The 23251-nt window shown below is 64.7% G+C and carries 17 protein-coding genes and 1 pseudogene; 12 read left to right on the top strand and 6 right to left on the bottom strand.

Translation table 11 applies throughout. From position 1 onward, the window contains the following. Window positions 1-183 precede the first annotated feature (183 nt). From LZC95_13110 to LZC95_13065, 10 genes and pseudogenes are all read left to right on the top strand, one after another. Window positions 184-453: pseudogene (locus LZC95_13110) on the top strand (integration host factor subunit alpha). 352 nt (window positions 454-805) lie between these two features. Beyond that, window positions 806-1237 carry a MerR family transcriptional regulator gene (locus tag LZC95_13105; GenBank protein ID WXA97769.1) on the top strand — a complete coding sequence of 144 codons (432 nt, stop codon included), beginning with the start codon at window positions 806-808 and terminating at the stop codon, window positions 1235-1237. Between the two features lie 94 nt (window positions 1238-1331). Next, window positions 1332-3341 carry a TIGR04551 family protein gene (locus LZC95_13100; protein ID WXA97768.1) on the top strand — a complete coding sequence of 670 codons (2010 nt, stop codon included), beginning with the start codon at window positions 1332-1334 and terminating at the stop codon, window positions 3339-3341. Between the two features lie 52 nt (window positions 3342-3393). Beyond that, a complete protein-coding gene (locus LZC95_13095) occupies window positions 3394-3972 on the top strand; it encodes a hypothetical protein (GenBank protein ID WXA97767.1) in 579 nt (192 codons plus the stop codon). 149 nt (window positions 3973-4121) lie between these two features. Then, complete coding sequence (locus LZC95_13090; GenBank protein ID WXA97766.1) at window positions 4122-5483, top strand: sigma-54 dependent transcriptional regulator; 1362 nt, start codon at window positions 4122-4124, stop codon at window positions 5481-5483. Between the two features lie 271 nt (window positions 5484-5754). Then, entirely contained in the window at window positions 5755-6159 is a 405-nt protein-coding gene (locus LZC95_13085) for a response regulator (protein WXA97765.1), read from the top strand. A 48-nt stretch (window positions 6160-6207) separates the two neighbouring features. Further along, on the top strand, window positions 6208-7293 hold the full coding sequence (gene queA / locus LZC95_13080) for a tRNA preQ1(34) S-adenosylmethionine ribosyltransferase-isomerase QueA (GenBank protein WXA97764.1): 1086 nt from the start codon (window positions 6208-6210) through the stop codon (window positions 7291-7293). Next, window positions 7290-8423, top strand: coding sequence for a tRNA guanosine(34) transglycosylase Tgt (gene tgt / locus LZC95_13075; protein ID WXA97763.1), 1134 nt, complete (start codon window positions 7290-7292; stop codon window positions 8421-8423). The genes queA and tgt overlap by 4 nt, the downstream gene beginning before the upstream one ends. Window positions 8424-8498: 75 nt before the next feature. Beyond that, a complete protein-coding gene (locus tag LZC95_13070; protein ID WXA97762.1) occupies window positions 8499-10121 on the top strand; it encodes a response regulator in 1623 nt (540 codons plus the stop codon). Window positions 10122-10212: 91 nt separating this feature from the next. Further along, window positions 10213-12153, top strand: coding sequence for a zinc-ribbon domain-containing protein (locus tag LZC95_13065; GenBank protein WXA97761.1), 1941 nt, complete (start codon window positions 10213-10215; stop codon window positions 12151-12153). Between the two features lie 678 nt (window positions 12154-12831). Here the strand turns inward: LZC95_13065 and LZC95_13060 are convergent. The 4 genes from LZC95_13060 to LZC95_13045 all read right to left on the bottom strand — a co-directional run bounded on the left by LZC95_13060 (window position 12832) and on the right by LZC95_13045 (window position 18420). Further along, the gene (locus tag LZC95_13060; GenBank protein WXA97760.1) at window positions 12832-13980 is read right to left on the bottom strand and encodes an IS110 family transposase; all 1149 of its coding nucleotides are present in this window, start codon (window positions 13978-13980) and stop codon (window positions 12832-12834) included. 464 nt (window positions 13981-14444) lie between these two features. Then, on the bottom strand, window positions 14445-14780 hold the full coding sequence (locus LZC95_13055) for a hypothetical protein (GenBank protein WXA97759.1): 336 nt from the start codon (window positions 14778-14780) through the stop codon (window positions 14445-14447). A 15-nt stretch (window positions 14781-14795) separates the two neighbouring features. Continuing rightward, on the bottom strand, window positions 14796-16742 hold the full coding sequence (locus LZC95_13050; GenBank protein ID WXA97758.1) for a long-chain fatty acid--CoA ligase: 1947 nt from the start codon (window positions 16740-16742) through the stop codon (window positions 14796-14798). Between the two features lie 25 nt (window positions 16743-16767). Beyond that, window positions 16768-18420 carry a carboxylesterase family protein gene (locus tag LZC95_13045; GenBank protein ID WXA97757.1) on the bottom strand — a complete coding sequence of 551 codons (1653 nt, stop codon included), beginning with the start codon at window positions 18418-18420 and terminating at the stop codon, window positions 16768-16770. 185 nt (window positions 18421-18605) lie between these two features. Between LZC95_13045 and LZC95_13040 the strand changes: the two genes are divergently transcribed. Beyond that, a complete protein-coding gene (locus tag LZC95_13040; GenBank protein WXB00332.1) occupies window positions 18606-19646 on the top strand; it encodes an AraC family transcriptional regulator in 1041 nt (346 codons plus the stop codon). Between the two features lie 4 nt (window positions 19647-19650). On the opposite strand, the gene LZC95_13035 is transcribed toward LZC95_13040, so the two are convergent. Further along, window positions 19651-20307 carry an O-methyltransferase gene (locus tag LZC95_13035; protein ID WXA97756.1) on the bottom strand — a complete coding sequence of 219 codons (657 nt, stop codon included), beginning with the start codon at window positions 20305-20307 and terminating at the stop codon, window positions 19651-19653. 12 nt (window positions 20308-20319) lie between these two features. Then, on the bottom strand, window positions 20320-20907 hold the full coding sequence (locus LZC95_13030; GenBank protein ID WXA97755.1) for a group 1 truncated hemoglobin: 588 nt from the start codon (window positions 20905-20907) through the stop codon (window positions 20320-20322). Window positions 20908-21019: 112 nt separating this feature from the next. On the opposite strand from LZC95_13030, the gene LZC95_13025 reads away from it, so the two are divergent. Continuing rightward, window positions 21020-23230, top strand: a complete 2211-nt coding sequence (locus tag LZC95_13025; protein ID WXA97754.1) for a hypothetical protein — start codon at window positions 21020-21022, stop codon at window positions 23228-23230. Window positions 23231-23251: the final 21 nt, after the last annotated feature.

Here is a 23251-nt window from a genome sequence, read left to right as displayed (position 1 = left end):
GTGAAGAGGACGACGGCGCGGTGTTGTCAAGACACAGCGAACCAAGCTAAACCGTTTTTGTCAGGCGGGGAGTTTTCCGGTAGCGCTTATCGAAGATTCCCGTTTACTATCCTCTGGATTGGTCCGGGTAGGTGCCTGTGCCATCGTAAGTGAGGTAGGTGCTGACAGGGGGTGGAGACGATCATGACGAAGGCTGAGATCGTCCAGGCAGTGTATGCGATAGGCGGATTCTCCAAGAAAGAGTCGGCGGATGTCGTCGACCTCGTCTTCGAGATGATGAAGGAGACCCTCGGGCGCGGCGAGAAGATCAAGATCAGCGGCTTTGGCAACTTCGTCCTCCGGGACAAGAGGCAACGGCCCGGCCGCAATCCGCAAACGGGTGATCCGATCAAGATCAGCGAGCGACGGGTCCTCACCTTCAAGGCGAGCCAGATCCTGAAGCAGGTGCTGAACGCCAACCCATCCGGTCCAGCCGGAGCCGCAAACACGCAGGCAAATCATTCCGTGCGGCCATCGCCCCCCACAGGCATTCCGCCTTCAGGAGCGGTCCCGCAGCCCGGACCTGGGGCAGGAGCGGCCCCGCAGCCCGGACCTGGGGCTGGAGCAGGGGCGGGAAGCGGTGCGCCATCGGGACCTGGGTTGGGCGAGGCCGCGACGAGCAGTAGCTCGGGGGCTCGCTTGTCCAACGGTCTCGCCTCGGGAGAGCTGACGGTGTCTGCAGCCTCTGCAGCTTCTCCGACACCAGGCTCGGGTCCTGCTCCTGCCAGCGTGCCCCCGAGCCCGAGCGCTACCAACGAGTAGCCGCGTGCCGACGCGGCAAGACTCGGGCAAGGTCGGCCCTCCTGGCGATCCTTCGAAGCTCTATTTCCGAATCGGCGAAGTGGCCTCCATCGTCGGCGTGGAGCCGCATGTCCTCCGCTACTGGGAGCGCGAGTTTCGAATGATTCGCCCCACCAAGAGCACCAAGGGGCAGCGCGTTTATTCCCGTCGCGATCTCGAAAACCTCCTTCGGGTGCGTGACCTCCTTTACAAAGAGGGCTTCACCATCGCCGGCGCGAAGAAGAAGCTGCGCAACGCCGGGGCCGAGCCGGAAGATCACCACTCCGAAGAAGGCGTCGAACCCGAGGAACCGGGGCAACACGGCGAACGCGACGGAGACTCGAGCGAAAGCAAGATGCGACAAACACTCGTGGACCTGCGCTCCGAGATCGAGGCGTTCCTCGCCGACGACTGGTAGCCGTTTTCCTGCGCACTTCGTGGAAGTAGGCGTGTTACAAGGCCCTCCTACGATGCTTGGTTACGCGCGCACCCCGCGATCTAGACTCTTCTCCTTGGCCCTTCCTTTCGCGCTCATGGGCGTCTTCGCCTCCACGGCGAGCACCGCACACGCACAGAGCGACGACAAAGCCACGGACAGCAAAGCGTCGCCGGCACCGCCTCCCTCTTCTGGACCGACGTCGCCGCCTCCGCGCGGAAGCCTCCTGCCCACCCCGCAGGACGACGCCGCCCCGGCCCCATCGTCGGCCGCCGCAGGAGCCGCCGTCGACCCGGCCGCCGATCAGCGCGAGCTCGAAGGTCAGGGCAAGCAGCGCCCCACGGCCGATGGCCTCGTGGGATCGCGCCCGCAAGACGTCTACAGCGAAGACTGGTTTAGCCGCATCCGCCCCGTGCTCGAATTGCATGGCTACTTCCGCACCCGCGGCGAGTTGTTTCACAACTTCTCCCTCGGCCGCCACGACCCCGCCGGTAGCGCGCTCTGGCCGCAGCCGATCGACAATTCGTACAGTCCCGTCTCGGGTGGTGCTCTCAATCTGGGCATGTGCGGCAACGACCCGAACCGGCCGGATAGCTGCCAAGACAAGACGCAGGCTACGGCCAACATGCGCTTCCGCATCAACCCCGAGCTGCACATCTCGGACAACCTGCGGATCATGGCGCAGATCGACATGCTCGATAACCTCGTGTTGGGCTCCACGCCCGACTCGTACGCCATGCAGCCGGGCGCCGGTTCGAACGGGTACGTGCGCGCCGGCGGCAATCCGTACGCGCCGATCAGCCTCTTCTCCAACACGCAAGGCCCACCCACGGCCGGAGTGAATGGCTGGCGCAACTCCATCGACGTCAAGCGGGCGTGGGGCGAGTACATGACCCCCGTCGGTCAGATTCGATTCGGCCGCATGCCGCACCACTGGGGCCTCGGCATGATGTGGAACTCCGGCGACAACATCGACGCCGACTACCACAGCACGGTCGACCGAATCATGTTCACCTCGGGCATCAAGGCGCTCGATCTGTACTTCGGCGGCTCCTGGGATTTCGTCTCGAGCGGCCCCACCAACGCCAACGCGTACAGCGTCTACGGCGGGCAGCCGTACAACACGGGCAACCTCACCAACGTCAATCAGTGGTCGCTCTTCGTCGCGCGCCGGACGAACCCCGAGCTGCAGCGCCTGCAGCTTTCGCGCAACCAAGTCGTCATCAACGGCGGCCTCTATGCCGTTTACCGCAGCCAATACTTGGACTTGGCCAGCAGCAACGGCATCACGGAGACGCCGTGGACGTTCACCAACGGTAACCCCAACAACAACGGGTTGGAGCGCCGCAACGCGCAGATCTTCATCCCCGATGCATGGGTGCAGATCCTCTTCAAGAAGTTCCGCTTCGAAGCCGAGTTCGCGACCGTCTGGGGCAACATCGAGCGCGCCCCGAGCACCGGCACCAATGCGAGCGACACCAAGGTCCGTCAGTACGGTTTGACCACGCAGACGGAGTTCAAGGCCATCGAGGACAAGCTCCGACTGAACCTCGGCTTCGGCTGGGCGAGCGGCGATCCCTGGCAGGATTCATTGCAGCCTACGAACGGAACGAACGCGTTCAACAGCGGCAACGGCCCCGTCTCCACGTTTCGATTCAATCCCGCATACAACGTCGACCTGATCTTCTTCCGCCGCATCCTCTCGCGCGTCGAGGGCGCGTACTACTTCCGGCCGTCGGTGGAGTACGACTTCATTCGAAATCCCGGCGGGCAGAAATTCGGCGGCAACGCGGCGGTCATCTGGAGCCGTGCGAGCGAATTCGTGCAGACGCCGGGTCACAACCGCGATCTCGGCCTCGAGCTCAACTTGAGCCTCTACTACCAAGCCAAGGACGGCGCGCTGAACGACGATCCGGACAAGCTCGGGGGCTTCTTCGCCATGCTGCAGTACGGCGTGTTCTTCCCCATGGGTGGTTTGAATTACCTGCCGAACATCACCAACAACACGAACAACCCGTCCGGCATCACCGACTGGAGCACCTCCAGCGCCCACACCATCCGCCTCTTCCTCGGAATCGTCTATTAAAACCGCTTCAGGAAACGGGCGCGGGCACCGCTTGGGCTAATATGAGCGGCGGATGCGCCCGTTCATCACGGCGTGGCCCGGCGGCCTTCGGCCTTCGTGGACCTTCGGTTTCGTCGCGGGCTTCGCCGTTTACGCCTGCCACGCCCTCCTCGCCTGCGGCGGGACCTCCGAAGAGAGCCCGCCGCAAAAATTGCGGCCCATGGCCGACGCGGGGGCAGCCGATCGCGACGTGACTGTCGCGCCATTGTGCGTAGAGACAGGCGCGCGCGGCACTGGCTTCACGTTTACGGAGCTCTACAAAGACTACTTTGGACATGTCGGTCCCGGTGGTTGCGCCGGCAACGGACGATGCCACGGTTCGAGCGATCAACCGGGCGCGCTCGGCAGCAACGGCTTCATCTGCCCTGCTGAAAACGAACCGGATGGAAAAGATACGTGTTATCAGCACCTTCGAGATGCGGGGCTCGTTGCGGAGGCCGATCAGACGGCACCCGAACACTCACCTCTCTACCTCGTGCTTCGAAAGAGCACAGGCGGCGGCACCATGCCAAAGGCTCCCGTGTGCGCTTTCGACGAGGTCGACATGAAGCGCATCGCCAACTGGATCCGGGCGGGCGCTCCTGACAATTAAACCCCCCTGACCTGAATCTCTCGACCTTACGAAAAAGAATCGCAACCACGTCCGGCGTCGCTGCAGGTAGGTTTCGATTCGAAGCGCCACCACCTCGGCGGTAAAGTTAGACGAGATCCATCCAGCCACGTACTAGACTGCCTCTGACCATGCCGAAGATTCTGATCGTCGATGATCAGCGCAACATGCGCACCACCCTGGCAATGATGCTCAAGGGGGTTGGATACGAAGTAGACGAGGCCGCCGACGGCGATGAAGGTGCCGAGCGTGGCGCCACGGGCGCGTTCGATCTGGTGCTCACCGACCTGCGTATGGGCACGAAAGACGGCATGGAGGTGCTCGGCGCCATCAAAGAGGCGCAGCCGATGACCGAAGTCATCGTGATGACCGCCTACGGCACCATCGAAAGCGCCGTGGAGGCCATGCGGCTCGGCGCATTCGATTACATTCAAAAGCCGTTCACCGAGCAGGAGCTGCTGGTGAAGGTCGACAAGGCCCTGGAGAACCGCCGCCTCGCAGGCGAAGTCGCGTTCCTGGCCAGCGAATTCAAAGATCGTTACCGCTTCGAGAACATCGTCGGGCGCTCGGGCGCCATCCGCGATCTGCTCGGCCGCATCGTGCGCATCGCCCCGACGGACGCCATCGTCCTCATCACGGGCGAGAGCGGCACCGGCAAGGAGCTCGTCGCCAAAGCCATCCATGCGAACTCGCGGCGGTGCGATCGCATGTTCGTGCCGGTCAACTGCGCAGCCATCACCGAGACCTTGCTCGAGAGCGAATTGTTCGGCCACGCGCGCGGTTCGTTCACCGGCGCAGTGAGCGCGCGCAAGGGCCTCTTCGAAGAGGCCCACGGCGGCACCTTCTTCTTCGACGAGATCGCGGAGACGCCGCTGTCGTTCCAAGCGAAGCTCCTGCGCGTCATCCAAGAGAACGAAGTGCGCCGCGTCGGTGAGAACAAACCGATCCGCGTGGACGTTCGCATCATCGCCGCGACGAATCAGGATCTCTTGCGCGCCGTGCAGGAGAAGCGCTTCCGGCAAGATCTCTACTACCGCTTGAACGTGGCGCGCTTCCAGCTCCCTGCCCTGCGCGAACGCCGCGAGGACGTGCCCGAGCTGATGATGCACTTCCTCGAAAAGTACAACAAGAAGATGGGCGTACGCGCCCGCCTGCACGACGGCGTGCTCGACGCGCTGGCGCATTACGACTTCCCGGGCAACATCCGCGAGCTCGAGCACATGATTGAGCAAGCCGTTGCGCTGGTGCAGAGCGGCACCATCACGGCAGATGACCTTCTGCCCCCGCCCATCGGCGAGGAAGCGCGCTCAGGCTCGAACCACGGCGGCCGAGCCTTGGCGGATGTCGTCGACACGGCGGAGCGCACGGCCATCGAAGGAGCACTCCGCGAGAGCGATGGAAACCGCGAAAAAGCCGCAGAACTCCTGGCGATCTCGCCCACGACACTCTGGCGCAAGATGACCCGTCTGGGCATCGTCTTCGATACGAAGTAAGCGCACTCGACCTTCGCAACGGGTTTCATTTTTGCGACCGCATTTCACGCATGCACGCTGAAGCATGGTGTTCAGCGCCAATTTTGTGCGGTTTGCCGTCGGCACTGAATTTGCTTTAGCGCGGGTAAATCAGCGGCCTCCGCTGCGTTGAAAGTCGGTTTGCCGCAAGCGGCAGACCTCCGCGTCGAACGTCCGCCGCCGCAAGCGGGGGACCTCCGGATCACGTGCACGGATTCGACAGCGATCGATAGAGGAAGGATGAGAGGTGTCCTTGAGTGCAAAAGTTCTTGTCGTCGATGACGAGGTCAATCAAGGACGCGCACTTGCGCTGGGTCTCCGGCTCGAAGGCTTCGAAGTCACGACCGTGCTGGACGCCGAATCGGCGCTCGCCTCGCTCGCGCTTTCCGCCGCCGACGTTGCCATCCTGGATTTGATGCTCCCGGGCATCAACGGCATCGAGCTCGCGCGGCGCCTCTCACGCCTCTATCCGAAAATGCTCCTGGTGCTGACCAGCGCATACCATCTGAGCGAACGGCAGCTGGTGCGTGCCGACTGCGGGGTCGTCGGCTTCGTTCCCAAGCCGTACCGACTCGACGAGCTCGCCGATTTCCTGCGCGCCAAGCTCGCGTCCGGTCCGGAGAGCGCTCGTCAGTTTCGCAAAGTCGCAAGCCACTGATTGCGCGGACTAACGCGACTAACGCGAATGAGATAGTGTCCGCCGGCCTTGCGTATCGAAGCTTTTGATTACGACCTTCCGCCGGATCGCATTGCTCAGTATCCCACGCCGGAACGCGAGCAAGCGCGCTTGCTCGTGGTGCCCCCCGACAGCGATGCACTCGAGAATCGCGGCGTCGCCGAACTCGCCGAGCTGATCCCCGAGGGCGCCCTCGTGGTGGTGAACGACACGCGCGTGATCCCTGCGCGCCTGCTCGGAGTGAAGGCCGACACGGGCGGCAAGGTGGAAATCTTTCTCGTGCGTTTCGTCGAAGCGCGCACTTTGGAAATCCCCGGCGGCGATCCGCGCGAGGCGGAAGTGTGGCTCGCGCTGGGCAAAGCATCGAAGCCCCTGCGCTTCGGATCGGACGTGATCGCGGGCAACGTGATCATCCGCCTCCTCGGGCGCGGCGAAGATGGCCTGCTCGAGGTGGGCGTGAGCACGATGGCGCCGGCGCCCATCCGCAGTGCAATCGAGGCCGAAGGACACGTGCCTTTGCCGCCTTATATCAAGCGCGGCGACGAGCCGCTCGATCAAGAGCGGTATCAAACGGTGTTCGCGCGCGTGCCGGGTGCCCTCGCCGCGCCGACGGCGGGACTGCACCTTTCGCGCGCATTGCTCGGGCGTCTCGCCGTGCGGGGCTGTGAGCTCGCGAGCGTGACCTTGCACGTGGGCCTGGGCACGTTCCAGCCCGTGCAGGTGGAAGATCTCGATCAGCATCCCATGCACTCGGAGACGTTCGAGATCTCCCGCACCACGGCCAGCGCCATCGCCCGTGCACGCGAGCGCGGCAAGCCCGTGGTGGCCATCGGCACCACGGTGGTGCGCGCACTGGAAAGTGCCGCGAGCCCGGATCGCGATGGGCACGTGATTCCCACACACGGCGAAACGCGGCTCTTGATTCAGCCAGGCTACCAGTTTCGCGTGGTGGACATGCTTGTCACGAATTTTCACCTGCCCCGCTCGACCCTGCTTGCGCTGGTCTGCGCCTTCGGTGGATATGAACGCGTGCTCGCCGCCTACCGTCACGCCGTGCGTGAAGACTACCGATTCTTTTCCTACGGAGATGCCATGCTCCTGACCCGCGCCACATGAAGCCGCGCGCTTCGGGGTTCGCCTTTCGCGTGCTCGCGCAGGATGGAAACGCGCGACGCAGTGTGCTCACCACGCCGCACGGCGAGGTCGATCTGCCCACGTTCATGCCGGTGGGCACGCAAGGCAGCGTGAAGACGCTCACCCCCGACGAGGTGTCGCAGACGGGCGCGCGCATCGTCCTCGGCAACACGTACCACCTGTGGATGCGCCCGGGACCCGAGACCGTGGCCGAGTTGGGCGGGCTGCACGGCTTCTCGCGCTGGCCGCACGCGATGCTCACCGATTCGGGCGGCTTCCAGGCCTTCTCCCTTTCGAGCCTGACCAAGCTCACCGAGGACGGCTTCACCTTCCGCTCGCACCTCGACGGCAAGAAGGGCCACCTCACGCCGGAAGAAGCGGTGCGCATCCAGGGCCTCATCGGCGCCGATATCCAGATGCAGCTCGACGTGTGTCCGCCCGGCGACTCGCCGCGATCCGTCGTGGAAGAAGCCGTCGCGCGCACCACGCGATGGGCCAAACGTGCGCTCGCCGCCCCGCGGCCCGAGGGACAGGCCCTCTTCGGAATCGTGCAGGGTTCATGCTTTGCCGATCTGCGAAAGGCCCACGCCGACCAGCTTGCGGCGCTCGATCCGGGCTTCGACGGCCTCGCGCTCGGCGGCTTCTCCGTCGGCGAGCCGATCCCGCGCATGCACGAAACGTTGGCCGAGGTCGCGTGGTACCTCGATCCGGAAAGGCCGCGCTACCTCATGGGCGTCGGCACGCCGCTCGATTTGCTCGTAGGCATCGAGCACGGCGTCGACATGTTCGACTGCGTGCTTCCCACGCGCAACGCGCGCAACGGCCAGGCCCTCACCCGCTTCGGGCGCCTCATCATCAAGAACGCGCGCTACGCGAAAGATCCGTCCCCCATCGATCCGGAGTGTGGGTGCTCGGGTTGCCGCGCCGGTTTCAGCCGCGCGTACCTGCGCCACCTGTACATGTGCGGCGAAATCCTCGCGCTGCGTGTGCTGACGCTGCACAACTTGCACTACTACGGTCAACTCGTCGCTGGCGCGCGCCAGGCCATCGAGACCGGAACGTACGCGGCCTTCAAGAAGCGCTCGATCGAGGCGATGGAAGCGGGAGCCTAACGCCTCGCTTTCTTTGCCTGCCTGCCCGCCTGCAACGCCCGCAACGCCCGCAATATTGGTGTACGATTCTTCTCAATGGCGAACGAGGAGAAGAAGCCGCTGGGGAGCATCCTTGTCGCACGCAAACTCATCTCGTCGGATGTCCTTTCACAGTCACTCCGCGAGCAGAGGCAGGCAGGCACACATCGCATTCCACTGGCCTCGTTCCTCGTCGAACGCGGGATCGTGCGGGAGGAAGACGCGCTGCGCGCCCTTTCGGAGCAATTCGGCGTGCCGGGCATCGAGCTGCGCCAGCTCGCGATCCTGCTCGAGCACATTGCAGTCATTCCGCGGGAGCACGCCGAAGCGCAGCTCATCTTACCCGTGCTCCTTCGTGGCGAGCGCCTCTTCGTGGCCACCGCGAATCCATCCGACAAGCGCACCATTGACGAGCTGGAGTTCGTCACGGGGAAGAAGGTCTACGCTTATGTCGCACTCGCGGAGCCACTGCGCCGCACGATAGCCGCCGCCTATGCGGCCAAAGAGGCAGGGGAGACCCATTACCTCGGCCCGCGCGTGCCGCGTGAGACCTTGGTTCGGCTGGGCATTGCCCCGGCGATTCCGGCGCCCCCCGCTCCGCCGCCGCTTCCGCCACGGGCGCGGACAACGGCCCCGCGCGGCATCGCAGTTCCGCGCACGAGGGAGGGGGCCCCAAGCGAGGTGGTGCCTTCCACACAGCCCGATGTCGTGGCCGCCGACGAGGCGCCTCCGGTGGTGGTCGACGATGCCATGCAGCGCGTTTCCTCGAATGCGCAACTGTCGACGATGGAGTTCGGCCTGATGAGCCCCGAGGTCTCACGCGTGGACGAAGCGCCGCCGCCAGCGGGCATTCTCCCGATGTCGCCCGAGGATGCAGCGGGACCGCCCACCGTGGCTCGGCCGGGAAAGACCATTCTCGTCGTCGACGACGAAGAAGAGATCCGCCGCATGCTTCGCCGCGTACTGCAGGAACGTGGCTATCGCGTCATCGAAGCCGACAGGGGCCTTCTCGCCCTTCGCATGGTCAAAGAACAAGTGCCGGACCTCATCGTGCTCGACGCCATGCTCCCCGAGCTGCACGGCTTCGACATCGCCCGCCGCATTCGTGGCAGCGAAAAATACGGCACCATCCCCATCGTCATGGTGAGCGCGGTCTACCGGGGCTGGCGCATCGCACAGGACCTCAAGGACAACTACGGCATCGCCGCCTACATCGAGAAACCCTTCCGCATCCAAGAAGTGGTCGATGCAGTGGCACACGCACTCACCGAGCGCGATACACGACGTTCCGAGCACCCGGAGCGCGATGTGGACGTCATGAGCGCCGATGCGGAAAAACTGCTCGAACAAGGCGTCACGGCCTACCGCGCGGGGCACGTCGACGAGGCCATCGGCTTTCTCAGGCGCGGTATCGAGATCGATCCGCTCGCGTATCGGTTACACTTCCACCTGGCGCTGCTGTACGGGAAAAAGGGTGCCATCTACGAGGGCATCCACGAGCTCGAGCGCGCCATCGAACTGCATCCCAGGAACTTTGCAGCACTCAAGAACCTCGCAGTGCTCTACGAAAAGGCAGGATTTCGTCACAAGGCCGTCGAGGTATGGGAACGTTGCATCCAAGTAGCTCCCGATGCAGAAACGCGGGCGCAGGTGAAGGAACGCTTGATGACGCTTCTTTAATGAGGTCGCTTAACGGGCGCGAGAGATGGCTCCGTGCTGACGGAACCGCTCGCTCTCTCAACCCAGGATCAGTATCCTCCACGGACCTTTCGTGAAGTTTCTCTGCGAGCAGTGCAAGGCCAAGTACCAGATTTCCGACGACAAGGTCGCCGGCAAAACTGTGCGAATGAAATGCCGCAAGTGCGGCCATATGATTGAAGTGCGCGCAGAAGTCACCGAGACGAGTGTATCGCGCGGCATGCCCAAAGAACTCCAAGCCCGTGCCGCTGCAGAAGGCTCGGCGACGGGCTCGGGTGCGCATGCTGCTTCCACCGCGACCGCTGCAGGTACTTCCGGGGCGCCCGTGAGGACGCCACCGCCCAGCCCGAGCCGGCCTGCAAACTCGCCTCGCCCGCCGGCGACCGGTGAGGGCCATGCGACGAACTCCAAGGGAGCGAGTCCCCTGGCGACGAGCCTTTCGGCGCGCAAGCCCATGGCGCCGCGCTCGCTGATCACACCGCCGCCCACGCCCGCCCAGAACGCCGGCGAGGCCACCATGGTCGCGCCGCCGCCTCATTCTGGTGCTGGTGCGCCGGGGGCGCTCGCGGGTGCGTTTCAGAAGAGCATCGTCAAAGACGACCCCGCGCTGCGCGACATCACGGGCCTGAAAGAGTGGTACGTCGCCATCAACGGCGTGCCCGTGGGGCCCGTGCGCATCGCAGAATTGCGCCGCAAGGCCTCCCTCGGTGCTGTCACCGAAGATTCGCTCGTGTGGCAAGAAGGCATGGAGGAGTGGCGCCCGGTCAAGGCGTACTCCGAGTTGCTCGCGCTGGTGCGCGAGGCTGCGCAGAGCGGGCGCCCTCCCCTCGCCGTCACCGGCGACGTTCGCCAGAGCACCCCGCCGCCGCCCGGCAAAGGCGCCTACGTTCCGCGCGGCGCCGTCGCGCTGAACCGCGGGCCTGCCGCTCCTGGTGTGGGGGTGGGCGGAGACAACTTCCGCCCGGCGCGCAGCAACGTGCTGCCGTTCGCCCCGCGCAATGCGGCCGCGGAAAAGCTGGAAGATCCGGAGGCGACGGAGGTCGCCACGCAGGCGCTGCAGCAGCCATCGCACACGATTCAGACGCCCGTGCCGCCCGAGGCCGTGGATCCGTTTGCCGTACCGACGGCCGGTGGCCCGAAGGCGCAAGAGGATCCCTTCCGCGCTGGTCCGCCGGCGGGCACCTCGCGGCCGCCGCTGAGCGTGCAGATTTCGCCCGCGTCGGGGAACGTGATCTCGCCGTTTGCCGGCACGAGTTCGCCGGGCCCGGCGCCCAACTTCGCGAGCAACGTGGGCGATCGCTCCTCGGTGTCGTTGGGCCCGCCCATTCTGGCGACGGAGCCGCCGCCCCAGAAGAAGGGCGTCCCGTGGATCCCGCTGGCCATGGTGGCGCTCGCGGGTGCCTTCGGTATCACGGCCGCCATCGTGATCTTCCGTCAGCCGGCACAAGCCCCCGCCGCACCGCCGGCCCCGGCCGCCGCTTCGTCGACGCCGCCCGTGGCGAGCACCCCGCCGCCGCCTGCCTCGGCGGAGATCGAGCTGCCCGCCGAGCCTGCCGCCAGCGCATCGGCCGAGAAGGGCCCGTCCACGGGGCCGAAGGTGGCCGCGGGCACGCCAAAGCCGGCCACTTCGGCGTCCAACGGCAGCAAGACGGCCGACTTGAGCGATCTGCTCAAAGGCACCGGCAGCGGTCCAAGCAGCGGCTCAGGTGGCGGCGGAGGCGCCTCCGCCGGTGGAGGCTCGCTGTCGGAGGATCAGATCCGCTCCGTGCTGAACCAGCACCAGCTCGGCGTGCGCCGCAATTGCTGGGAGCGCGGGAGCACCAGCCAGCAATCGTCGGTCAACGTGAACGTGCGCATGGTCATCAACGGCCAGGGTCAAGTGACCAGCGCCAACGCCGACGGAAACGATCCGGCCATCGCCAAGTGCATCGAGACCTCCGTGCGCAACTGGAGCTTCCCCGCCACGGGCGGCACCTCCACGGTGAACATCCCGTTCAAGTTCGTGCGCCAGTAGGGCATCAAAGCCGCCCTGCCCGCGTGGGGGGTGTCCGGGACAGGCCTCCATTCGTCCCGGACAGGGCCGCCATGCGCCGAGTGCCGCATTTTTGCCAAGGATGAGAGTTGGCCCCGAATTGGCAATGCGTCGGGTCAGACCTTTCGTGCGCGGTGCTCCGGACGCCGCGCCCGCAAGGCCGCAGATTAAGATGATGGGTTGCCATTGGTATGAGCGGGAGGTAACAGCCCTCCACGTGCCCGTTGATAGCGAGGAGCCACTCCTACGGGAGCCTCGCCAGCGGGAACAACACGCGGAGTGGTGACTCTGTACCGGCGGTTTATGCAAGGCGATTTTCTTCTTCTTCGGATTTTTCTTCGTCGTCCGGGAGGAGGTGTTTTGGCGAAGCATGGAGCTCTCCTGTGACTCGAGACGAGCCCGCTGCGTTTTGAAAAAGATGGGCCGCCAGACGTGTGTTTCGAGTTTGCCGTCAATTGACTCTTCGCGTTCACCGGGCAGCGATGGTCGCGGGTAGCCCCGGGACGCAGTATGGGATTCGTAGGGCGGAGCGAGACGCAATTTACGGGGCGAGCTCTCGACCTTGGCGTTACCTCGGTCGTGCTCACACCGCTCTCCCCGCGTTCATCGTCCTCCAATGGGTTCTCAAAACGTCGCGCGCTCTGCGGCGCATCGGGTGGGTCACGTCATGGTGACCTCCGAAGTCTTACGGCGAGTGTATCGCCGCTGAAGTTTCTTGGTCGCGCGCCGGAGCGCAACGGTGCGCTGAGTTTCATCGCTTCCACGCATGCTCTTTTTCTGGAAAGTCCCCTTTGTGGCCGTATTCGGGTCGTAGAAAGCCCCATCACGACACATCGCCCAGAGCACACCAGCAAGACGTCGGGCCACGGCGACAGCCGCGATCGATCTTCCTTTTTTCTTGGCGATGTTCATTCCCCAAAGACGAATGGGGTCCCCGGCATGCTTGCGCGTGCGCAGTAGGCTGTGGGCTGCTTGCACGAGCATGGCTCGCGCGTGAGGGTTTCCCTGTTTGGTGATGCCTCCGAGACGACGCTTGCTCGGTCCTCCCGTGGTCGATTCGGACGGAACGAGTCCGAGATAGGCGCTCACCGCATGGGCATTCTTGAAACGGTGGGCATCGTCCATGACGGACATGAACGTGGCCCCGACGATGAGCCCTACACCGGGGGCTGTGGCGCAAAGACGTATCCGAGGATCTCGCCCTGCCAAGTTCTGCAACTTCTCTTCCACTCTCACGAGCTGCTCGTCGAGTACTTTCAGCATGGCGGCTAACGGCGCAACAAGCTTCTGCAAGCCAGGATTCATCTCGGTTGCTTCCAAGTGCGTCACGAAGTTGCTGATATCGCACGTAGCAACACGTTTCCCATGTGCACGCGCGAGGCCGCGGATCGTGGTCACGTAACCCGCGCGGGTCTCAACCAGCGCTTGTCGGACACTCAACTGCTCGCGAAGCTCTCGACCTTCCACCGATAGGACGTGGGCTTCGGGAATGCGCCCCTGTTCGACCGCGATGGCGAGGTGCTCGGCATCGAGCGCATCGTTCTTGCGTTTGTGGTGTCCTATCCCGATCGTCTTGAGTCGCGTGGTGTCGACGATCTTCGGCTCGTGTCCCCAGGTTCGGAGGAGATCATGGACGAACCAAGCCTCTCGCGCTGCCTCGAAGGCGACAATGGCCGGAAGCGTCCCGGGCCCCAATCGACCCTTGAGCTGTTCGATCTGTTGCACGCTCGTCCGCTCCACGACTTTCCCATCGCACACCTCGCAATAAGCGATGTGGCGCGCTCCTAAATCCAGGCCTACGCTACGCATGATCGACCTCCCTTGGGCCCCCACTTCTCTTTGTGGCTCTGACCACGCGGGGGTGCCGATAGCTTCGGCGATCGGCGGGAGGTCGATCGTTTTTCTTCGCGAGGAAAGCCGGACGGCGCGCCCGCTGCGGCTGAGACCTTCCATCGATCTCGGCGTTGCAGTGGGCGTGACGTCCGGCGGCGGCGACGCGTCAGGTTTTACTGCCGCCGGTTCATCCAATCTACGGGAGGCGCTGCGGGCGCGGACCGGTAGCCGAGGACCTCGTTGGGGAAGCAGCGCAAAAAACTGCTCGCATCTACCGGATTTCTTTTGCCCCTCATTTTGTCTGGCAGAGAGAAGGCCAGCGGAAGGACGTCTGAGGTTGCGCGGAATGCGTGATCACGCCGCCGTGTGTACTCCGCACGCCGCCGGGAGCCGCGGCCTCCTCGCATGGAAAATCCATGCCGCCACGCCATGGTCGACAGCTAGATGATCGCGCTCGGCGCGAGAAGGAGATACGGCTCGGCGACCTCGTCGCCGCCGTCCTCGTGCACGAGTCGCAGCCCGTGCGCGCCGCCATAGACCAACGTCGACGACCCCGCGCTGGAGTCTTCCACGGTGCTGCCCATGGCGGCCCCCCGTGTCCCGTCCGCGTGCGCGGCATGCACCAGCCAAATGCCCTCGCGGCCATCCTCCGACTCGTAGCGCACACGCTCCACGGTGAACGGTTGCCCCGTACCGTGGAAGCGCATGCTGCACCCATCGGGCAGCGCCTCGTGCTCTTCGACCTCGACGTGAATGAATCGTCCTTGTTCGCGCAAAGCGAAACGAGGCTATCACCTCTCCGCTTCCACCGTGATCCCGAACGACGGATCCGTGTAGAGCTGGTCGAACACCCGCCCGAACGACTTCTCGACGATCTTGCGCTTGATCTTCAACGTGGGCGTGATCTCGTCATGTTCGAGCGAGAACTCGCGGTCCAAGATGTACACGCGTTTGACTTGCTCGACGCGCGAGAGCTTTTGGTTCCCGCGTCGCACGGCCTCGGCGATGCGCTCGCGAACGTCGGCCTCCAGCGCCAGACGCTTCATGAGCGCGTCCAGCCCCTCGGGCTGGGCCAATGGATTCTCCATCAGCGCCCGTTTCATGCGATCCGACACGTCGGGTCGTTCGACGAGCCCCTTCTTCAGCGCCCAGTCGATACCCTCCATCGGGCTGATCGAAACCAACGCGGTCACGTAAGCCCGTCGATCGCCGTGGGCATGCACCTGACTGATGATCGCATCCTCGGCCTTGATCTCGTTTTCGATGTTGCTCGGCGTCAGGTTCTTTCCACCGGCGGTAATGATCAAATGCTTCTTCCGGTCGACGATGTAGAGGTACCCATCGCCATCGTGCTTGCCGATGTCGCCGGTGTGCAGCCATCCATCGGCATCGATCATCTCCGCCGTGGCCTGCGGGTCCTTGTAGTAGCCCTGGAAGACGACGTCGCCGCGCACCAGAATTTCGCCGTCTTCGGCGAGCTTTTCCTCGCAGAAGTCGACCACCTTTCCCACCGATCCGAGGCGAACGGCGCCGGGCCGGTTCATGTGCGTGATCGCCGTGGCCTCCGTCATGCCGTACACCTCGAACACCGGGAAGCCGATTCCCCAGAAGAACTCGATGATCTTCTTGGGCGTGGGCGCCGCCCCCGTGAGAAGGAACCGCACCTTGCCACCGAAGTGCGCGCGCAACTTGGAGTACACCAGCCGATCGGCCACCTTGTATTGAAGGCGCAGCGCCCGCGGAATGGGTTTGCCTTCTTGCCAATGGTGCACCGCATGCTGCGCCACGCCCTCGGCCCAACGGAAGATCCCCTGCTTGAGCGGCGGCGCCTTGGTCAGCTCGTTCTGAATGCGCGCGTACGCCTTCTCGAAGATGCGCGGCACGCTGCCGAAGTGCGTCGGCTGCACCTCGCGCAATTCGTGAATGACCGCGGACGTACTCGTCGCGTACGCCGTCCCCGTCCCGTAATTGATTCGCAAATAGTGCGCGACGATCCGCTCGGCCGCATGGGCCATGGGCAGAAAACTCAGGCAAACGTCCCCCTCCTCGAGGGGAACGAAACCGACGCCCCGAAGCAGCGTCATGATGTTGCGGTGCGAAAGCATCGCCCCCTTGGGCGGCCCCGTCGTGCCGCTCGTGTAGACGATGATCGCGGTGTTCTTTTCGTCGACCTGCGATGCGCGCATCTGCACGCCCACCACGTCCACCGAGGTGATCAGCGCCTCGGTGAAAGGCCGCACCTTGGGCTCCACGGCGAACACCGATTCCAGCCCGCGCGTTTCCCAAACCAGCACCGCCTCCACCTTGGGCAGGCCGGGCAGCAAAGCGAGCACTTTCTCGAGCTGCTCCGCGTCCTCGACGAACACGAACCTCGAATCCGAGTGCTCCAGGATGTGCCCAAGTTGCGGGACGGACAGCGTCGGGTAGGCGCCGACCGTCACCGCACCGGCCAAGAGCCCGGCCATGTCCGCGATGCACCATTCGGGGCGCGTGCTACCGATGATGGTGATCTTGTCGCCCACCGAGAGGCCGGCGTCGATGAGCCACGTGGCCACCGCGGCTGCGGATTCGTAAAACTCACTCCAGTTGGACTCGACCCACTGCTGGCCCGACTTCCGCTTCCAGGCCAATCGCTTCGGCGTGCGCAAGACGCGCTGGAGAAACAGCTCCGGCAACGTCTTGCAGCTCGCGGCGAGCGGTGTCGCCGGGTTCTTGGCGATCGCATTCCCATCGAACATGGCACGCTTCTCCCTGCTCCTGTGCTCAATATTGATTGAGCGCCTTGTCGAAATAATCGCAGTACGCACCGCGCGGATTGTTCACGGTGGAAACGCTGGTATCGAGCACCAGCGTCTTTTCGTCCTTCAGATCGTATTTCGGCCACTCCGGCAAACCGGCAAGATTGGGATTGCCGTCCACCAGGTGCGTCCAATACGTGCGGGCCCGCGTGCCGAGAAGCTGCTCGGCCGACGTTTGCGGATAGAGGAACGCGTCCGTCGTATTCCAGATGAATGGAAATTCGGCTGCGTGGAACGCGCCCTCGAGCGCGGAGAGAACGTGCGGCGGACGGTAGCCGTGGGTCCACACGTAGCGGTACACGGCGGGCGTCCCACCCTTTAGCGCATTGCGTGCCACACGCCGCTCGTCGCAGGCGAAGATGACGTCCGTCCCCGCATCGATGACCGCCTGGCGGCCATTCGGAAATGGATTGAAATACGGATACATCTTTTTGATATCCGCCGCGAATGGCCCGCCCACGGCGCTGATGGCCAATTCATACGACGCGAGATCCGTCCCCAAATACGGAACGAGGGCGGCCTCCTGCGCATTGTGCCCCACGATGAGCGGCACCTTGTTGTGCCGGCCCTCACGCATGGTCGTATACGGATCACCCGTGAAGACGTAATTGTCGACGTTGGGGCCATACCAGAGCCACCACATGTGCCCTTCGTGGATCAAGTTCACGAACAAGTCGGTGATGAACAGCCCATTGCCCCCCGGATTCAAAAAGTCGATCCCCGGGCGCGAGCGCAGACACGCGGGAATGTCCTTCGCGAGTGCGCACCCCTCGCGCGTGACCACGTCCTTACCCTGGTTGTAGCGGTGCTCGCGCGGGGCCACGCCAATGCCGCCGCTCTCCATGATGGCCGCCGAGAACAAGCCGCTGGCCAGCGGGGAGACGAGAAGCAACCCGACGCTGACCGCGCCGGCCGACTCGCCGAAAATGGTCACCTGATTGGGATCGCCGCCAAAGTTCGCAATGTTGTCGTGCACCCACTGCAGCGCGGCAATCTGGTCCAAAATGCCGTAGTTGCCGGACGAGCCGTGCGGATCCTCCGCCGACAGTGCGGGGTGGGCAGTGAATCCCAACTCGCCGAGCCGGTAATTGATCGTGACGACGACGGTGTCCTGCTCGAGGGCGAAGGTCGCACCGTGGTAAAGGTTGCCGGTGCCGTTGAAGATGAGGTCCTGATCGCCGGCGCCTGCGGTGAGCCCGCCGCCGAAGAGCCAGAACATGACCTTCTTCTTCGCGCCCGATACCGCGGCATTCGGCGGCGTGAACACGTTGAGGTAAAGGCAATCCTCGCTGCCCAAGGAGGACTTCTGCGGCATCAGCTGCAGACACGCGCTCCCATAGTGCGTCGCATCGCGCACACCCTCCCAGTTTTGGTCGAGCGGCTCCGGCGTACGGAAGCGCCGCTCGCCCACCGGTGGCTTCGCGAATGGAATGCCCAGGAAGGCCGGAACCCCCTTGTCCATCTTGCCGCGAACCTGCCCGCGCGTGGTCGATACGACCAGCGGATCGGCCGCCTGCGCCCCGAGCTCCATCTCCCGGTTCATGCCGCTTTGCGGCGCGTCGGCCGAACACCCGATGAATGCCGCGGCCAACCCCACGCTGAGGAAAAGTCTCATCATCGCCCCGTCTCCCTTCCTCGACTCCGCTCCCGCAAAAAGAAGTAACGAAGTCGCGCCGGCCTTCGACGGCGGACACGGGACGTGGTTGGAAGCGCCAATCTTTTGAGCGCGGATGCTACGACGCAACGCGTTGAAACGACGTTGGTCCTCGTCGGACGAGGTGGGCGGCGTTACTCTTTCCAGTGATGTCCGTCGCAAAGGAGCGCGAACCGACGATCGCCGCGGCAGCCTTTTGGCCCGTCGTCGATTACCTGCGCGCCCGCGGCCACGATGCGGATCGCATCCTTGCCGCTGGCAAAACCAGTGTGGAGGAGCTGCGCCATTGCGATGCACGCATTCCGCATGCCCGCGCGATTGCCATTTATCTTTCGATTCGCGCGGTCACCGACGAGGCGGGGCTCGGACTGCGCTTTTCGTCCTTCGTGAAGGGCGAGACCTTCGCCATGCTCGAATACGCCGCACGCGCGAGTGCCACCGTGCGGGATGCCATCGAGGTGACGAACCGCTACGCGAGACTCATCGACGACTCGTTTGCCTTTCGCCTCGAGCCCGCCGGCTCGTATTCGTTTTGGCGGCTCGACATGAATTGGCCCGAGCCCGTGCGCGGCATCGTCACCGAGTACGTGCTGGGCATCATCTCGCGCGCGAGCCGCGTGCTCTTCGGCACCAAGCTGCCCTCGAAAGAGATATGGCTGCGCGTCCCCGCACCGCGCGACATGAGCGCGTACGAAGAGCTGCTCGCCTCCCCGGTTCGATTCTCCGCCCCCGATTACGGGGTGCTCATGTTCCCCGAGCTCCTCGAGCGCCGCCCCAACAGCGCCGACCCCGTGCTGGCGAATTTGCTCGGCCAGCAAGCCGAGTCGATGCTCGCGGCGCTTCGCCGGGAGAGCATCTGCGACGAGGTCCGCCGCGTCGTGGCCGAGGAACTGCGCACCGGCGCGCCGGCCATGGATCGCATCGCACGCCGCCTCGCCACCACGCCGAGCACCCTGAGACGCCGCCTCTCGGACGAAGGTGTAAGGTACAAGGATCTCCTCGAGGCCGCGCGCCGCGAATCAGCCTGCGCCTACTTGAGCGATCAGCGCCTCACCGTCACGGAAATCGCGTTTCGCCTCGGCTACCGCGACGCCACCACGTTCTTCAAAGTCTTCAAACGATGGACGGGACAAACCCCCGCCGAGTACCGGAAGAACCTCGTCGATCCTCCCCTAATCCCTAACCCCTAACCCCTCATCCCTGCTTTACCGCGTATGCGACGCCGTCGCCCAAGGGCAGAATGACGGCGCGGAGCGACGGATGCTGGACCAGCGCGAGGTTGAACGCGCGCAACGCCTCCGTCGGAGCGCGCTGCGTGTCAGGCACCGAGGAGCGCGCCACATGACCGCCCCAGAGCACGTTGTCGGCCACGATGACCCCATCGGGCGCAAGGCGCGGGACCAGCAGCTCGAGGTAGCGCGGGTACTCCTCCTTCACGCAATCGATGTACGCGAGGTCGATGAGGCCCTCGACCTTCTCGAGCTCCTGCAACGCCGCGCCCTGGAGCACAGTGATGCGATCCTCGAGGCCCGCCTCGGCGATGAACTCGCGCGCCGTCTCGCAGATCTCGTGCGAAAGCTCGAACGAGAGCACCCTCGCCGCCGGCCCCGCCGCGCGGGCGAGCACGATGGCGCCGTATCCAATGTTGGTCCCCAGCTCCACGATGAAACGCGGCCGCCGCGCCTGCGCCGTCACCGCCAGGAACGAGGCCACCTCGGGATCGCTCACCGGGTAACCTCGTTCGGCGGCGCGCGCCTCCATTTTGACCAGCAACGCATCGCGCGGAGGCTCGAGCGCCTCCAAATATGCAGCTTGCTCGGGACGGAGAATGGCGTCGGCGGCGGCTTTCATTCGTGCGATAAGCTACTTCTTCTTCTTCTGCCCGACGATGTCGGACCGAAGCGGAGCGAAGAGCGCCATCAGCTCGTTCTTCTCGTTTTCCTCAATCTTGTTTTCGTCCATGGCGGCGCTGAAATCTTGAACGAACGCATCCCACTGGGCATCGTTGATGGTGATCCCCTCGTGCGCGGACTTCATGTCCTTGCCCTGGTACTTGCACGGACCGCCCGAGATCTCGCAAATCTGATCGGAGAGGCTCTTCTTGAAGTTGTCGAGCTTCTCCCCTTTGACCTTGGAGAAAGACTTCTTGAGCTTACCGTCCGCCGTCACGTTCTGGACGAGCGAGTCGACCAGCTTGTCGATGCCGTCTTTGCCGCCGAGGCGCTCGAAAAGCGATTTGGGGGCGGGGGGACCCGCATCTTCCGGTTCCGCAGGGGGGCCGGCGTCGGCGCTGGTGTCGATGAGGGCCGGCTCCGCGGGCTTCGGGGGCTTTTTGCCGCCGCAGCCGGCGCCGAGGAGCGCGAACGACCCGAGCATGGCCGACGTGATCACCGCAGCCAGAAACACTCGTTTTGCCGTGACATGTGGAGCTACCAGAGAGCGATTTCTCATGAGGGTCCTACGAGGGTTATAGGCGCGCTCTCCTACAAAGATCCACAATTCTGATGGTTATACTGGCCTGGAAACGATGTCCGTCTGCGCACTCGAGATAGCTGGTCGCACGGTGCTTCGGTCCGAAGCCGAGTCGCCTCCTGCGGAGTGTGCGCTGTTCATTCCATCCGAGGGCGATGAAGGTGGATATCGCACGACCGCCGGAACCGCCCTGGCGCGCCTGGAAGCGGCGGGCGTGACGGAAATCGCCATCGACGCGGCCACGGCCGCGCTGCGCTGGACGGCGCATCGCTTCGCGCGCGGGGTCGCGGTGCGGCAGATGCTCCTCGAGCTTGGCCCTGCGGAGCTTTTCGACGGACACGTGTTTCACGGCGAAGGTTACGAAGGACTCGTACTGGATTTATGCGCCATTGCGGAGAGCATCGGGCTGGCGCATGCGCCGGTAACGATGCAGTCCATCGCGCTCGCAAGCCTCCTGCGCCGCGTTCCCGCGGATGCGGAGGTGACGCTGGTCAGCGCGAATGCCAGCACGGGCAACAGCACGTCTTCACGAGAGATTCGCGCGCTGATTCATGCATTGCGCAGCCTCGCCGGCGACCCATTCGACGAGGGAGCGGAAGCGCCAATCCGACGCGTCGACGATCTTTTGGAAGCTTTGCTTGAAAAAGGGCTTTCGCATGAAGGCTTTTCGCGCATCCAACATTCGTTGACACTGCCGCCGCCTCCTTCCGCCGGACCTCTGTCCGAACCCGAAGCCTGGGCCATCGAACTTGGCCTGGGCAAAGGGGATCATGCCGCTTTGACGGGTGCACTCGTTCGCATCGAGGAGCTCGAAAAATCGCGCGGCAAGAGACCCGTCACGGTGTACCTCCGCTCGCGCGCAGCGCTGCTGCTCGGGGCCGAGCCACCGCGGATGATCGCCGAGAGGGTCGAGTCGCTCTGCGCGACCCAAGCCTTCCCCGAGCTATCGTTGTTGGCGGCGCAGGCGTGGCTTGCGGCAGGCGAGCCGGATCGCGCGGTTCCGTTTGCGCGCGCGGTGCTGCTGAGCACCCAGTCCACACGCACCACGCGCGAGCGCGCGGACGATATTTTGGCATCGTCCCCGTCGTCGAGCCGATCGAGTTACCATGGAAACGATCGCGTCGATCGTTCCGAGGCCGTGATGTCGCCGCTCGATCGCGGATGGGAGGATCCGCATAGCGTTCCGTCGCTGCACATCGCGAACAAGACGCGTGCCTCGCAGCGCATCGCCGCCGCCAAGGAGCGGCCGTCGTCGCGCTTCGCGTTGGCGCTGCCGCGCAAGCCCTCGCGCCTGACGGTGCCGCGCCCCACGCTCTCGCGGCCACCGCCGCCGCCCATCTCGGTTCCTTCGGTGTACTCGGAGGCCCCGCCGGATCGCTCGCGCCGCACGCGCGTGTGGAACTCGGCGGCTGCACCGCCGCGGCCCCCTTCGATCAACGTCATCGCCGCCGAAACGGAGCCCATGGTTCCCTGCGCACCGGTCATCACGGTGGAGGGCCACGCTTCGCCCGAGGTCCCTGCGCCGCCGCCGCCGCGGCCGAACCCGGATCAGACCGAGAAGATGGAAGCGTCCGTGTCCACGCCGTTGGCGCTGGTCACGCAGCGCAGGGTTCCCACCGCGGCCGATGCGCGGCAAACGCCTTCGGGCCCGGTGCCGAGCCTCAACAATCGCCCCACGCCGAGCGGTCCCACGCGCTCGCCGTCCTCGCCCGCCGGCACCATGCGCGGCGCGTCGATGCCGGCGTACCAGAGCGATCCGCCGCCGGTCGTCCAAGCTCCGCGCCCGCAGCGCCTCCCGCGCCTCACGCCGCCGCCGCCCGAACTGGCCGAGACCCTGAGCCTCCCGCCGGGCCTCCACGGGCAGATCGCACCGCTCGAGGGCGAGCTACCCAAGACATCGCTCGAAGCGCGCATCCTCTTCACGCACATGGCGCGCCGCCTGGGGCGCGAGTACCGCGAGAAGCATCAGATCCGACTCAGCACCACGGTGGAAAGCATCGAGCAGATCCAAGCCGTCCTTCAGGACCGCTTCCCCGACGGCACCATCCGCACCCGCGAGGAGCACCTCTTCGTGCGCCGCCACGGCGCCTTCCTCAGCGAGATCCTCGCGCGCACGCTGGAAGCCGAGTGGGTCGACATCGCCCCCACCGAAATCGGCTACTGGGCCATGGTCGTCCCAGCCAAGACGCGCGTGTGGCCCTTCGGTCGCGTGCTCCGCCTCCTGTCCCGCGGCCATCGCGAACGCGACCTCGTCAGCTACTACCTCGAGCTGAAAAACCGCGCCCTCCGCGATCGCGAGTGAGAGGGGGTAGGGTTTAGGGTT

It is taken from the genome of Sorangiineae bacterium MSr12523, assembly GCA_037157775.1.
Classification (GTDB): domain Bacteria; phylum Myxococcota_A; class Polyangia; order Polyangiales; family Polyangiaceae; genus Pendulispora; species Pendulispora brunnea.
This window is presented reverse-complemented; position numbering and strand designations above follow the sequence as displayed.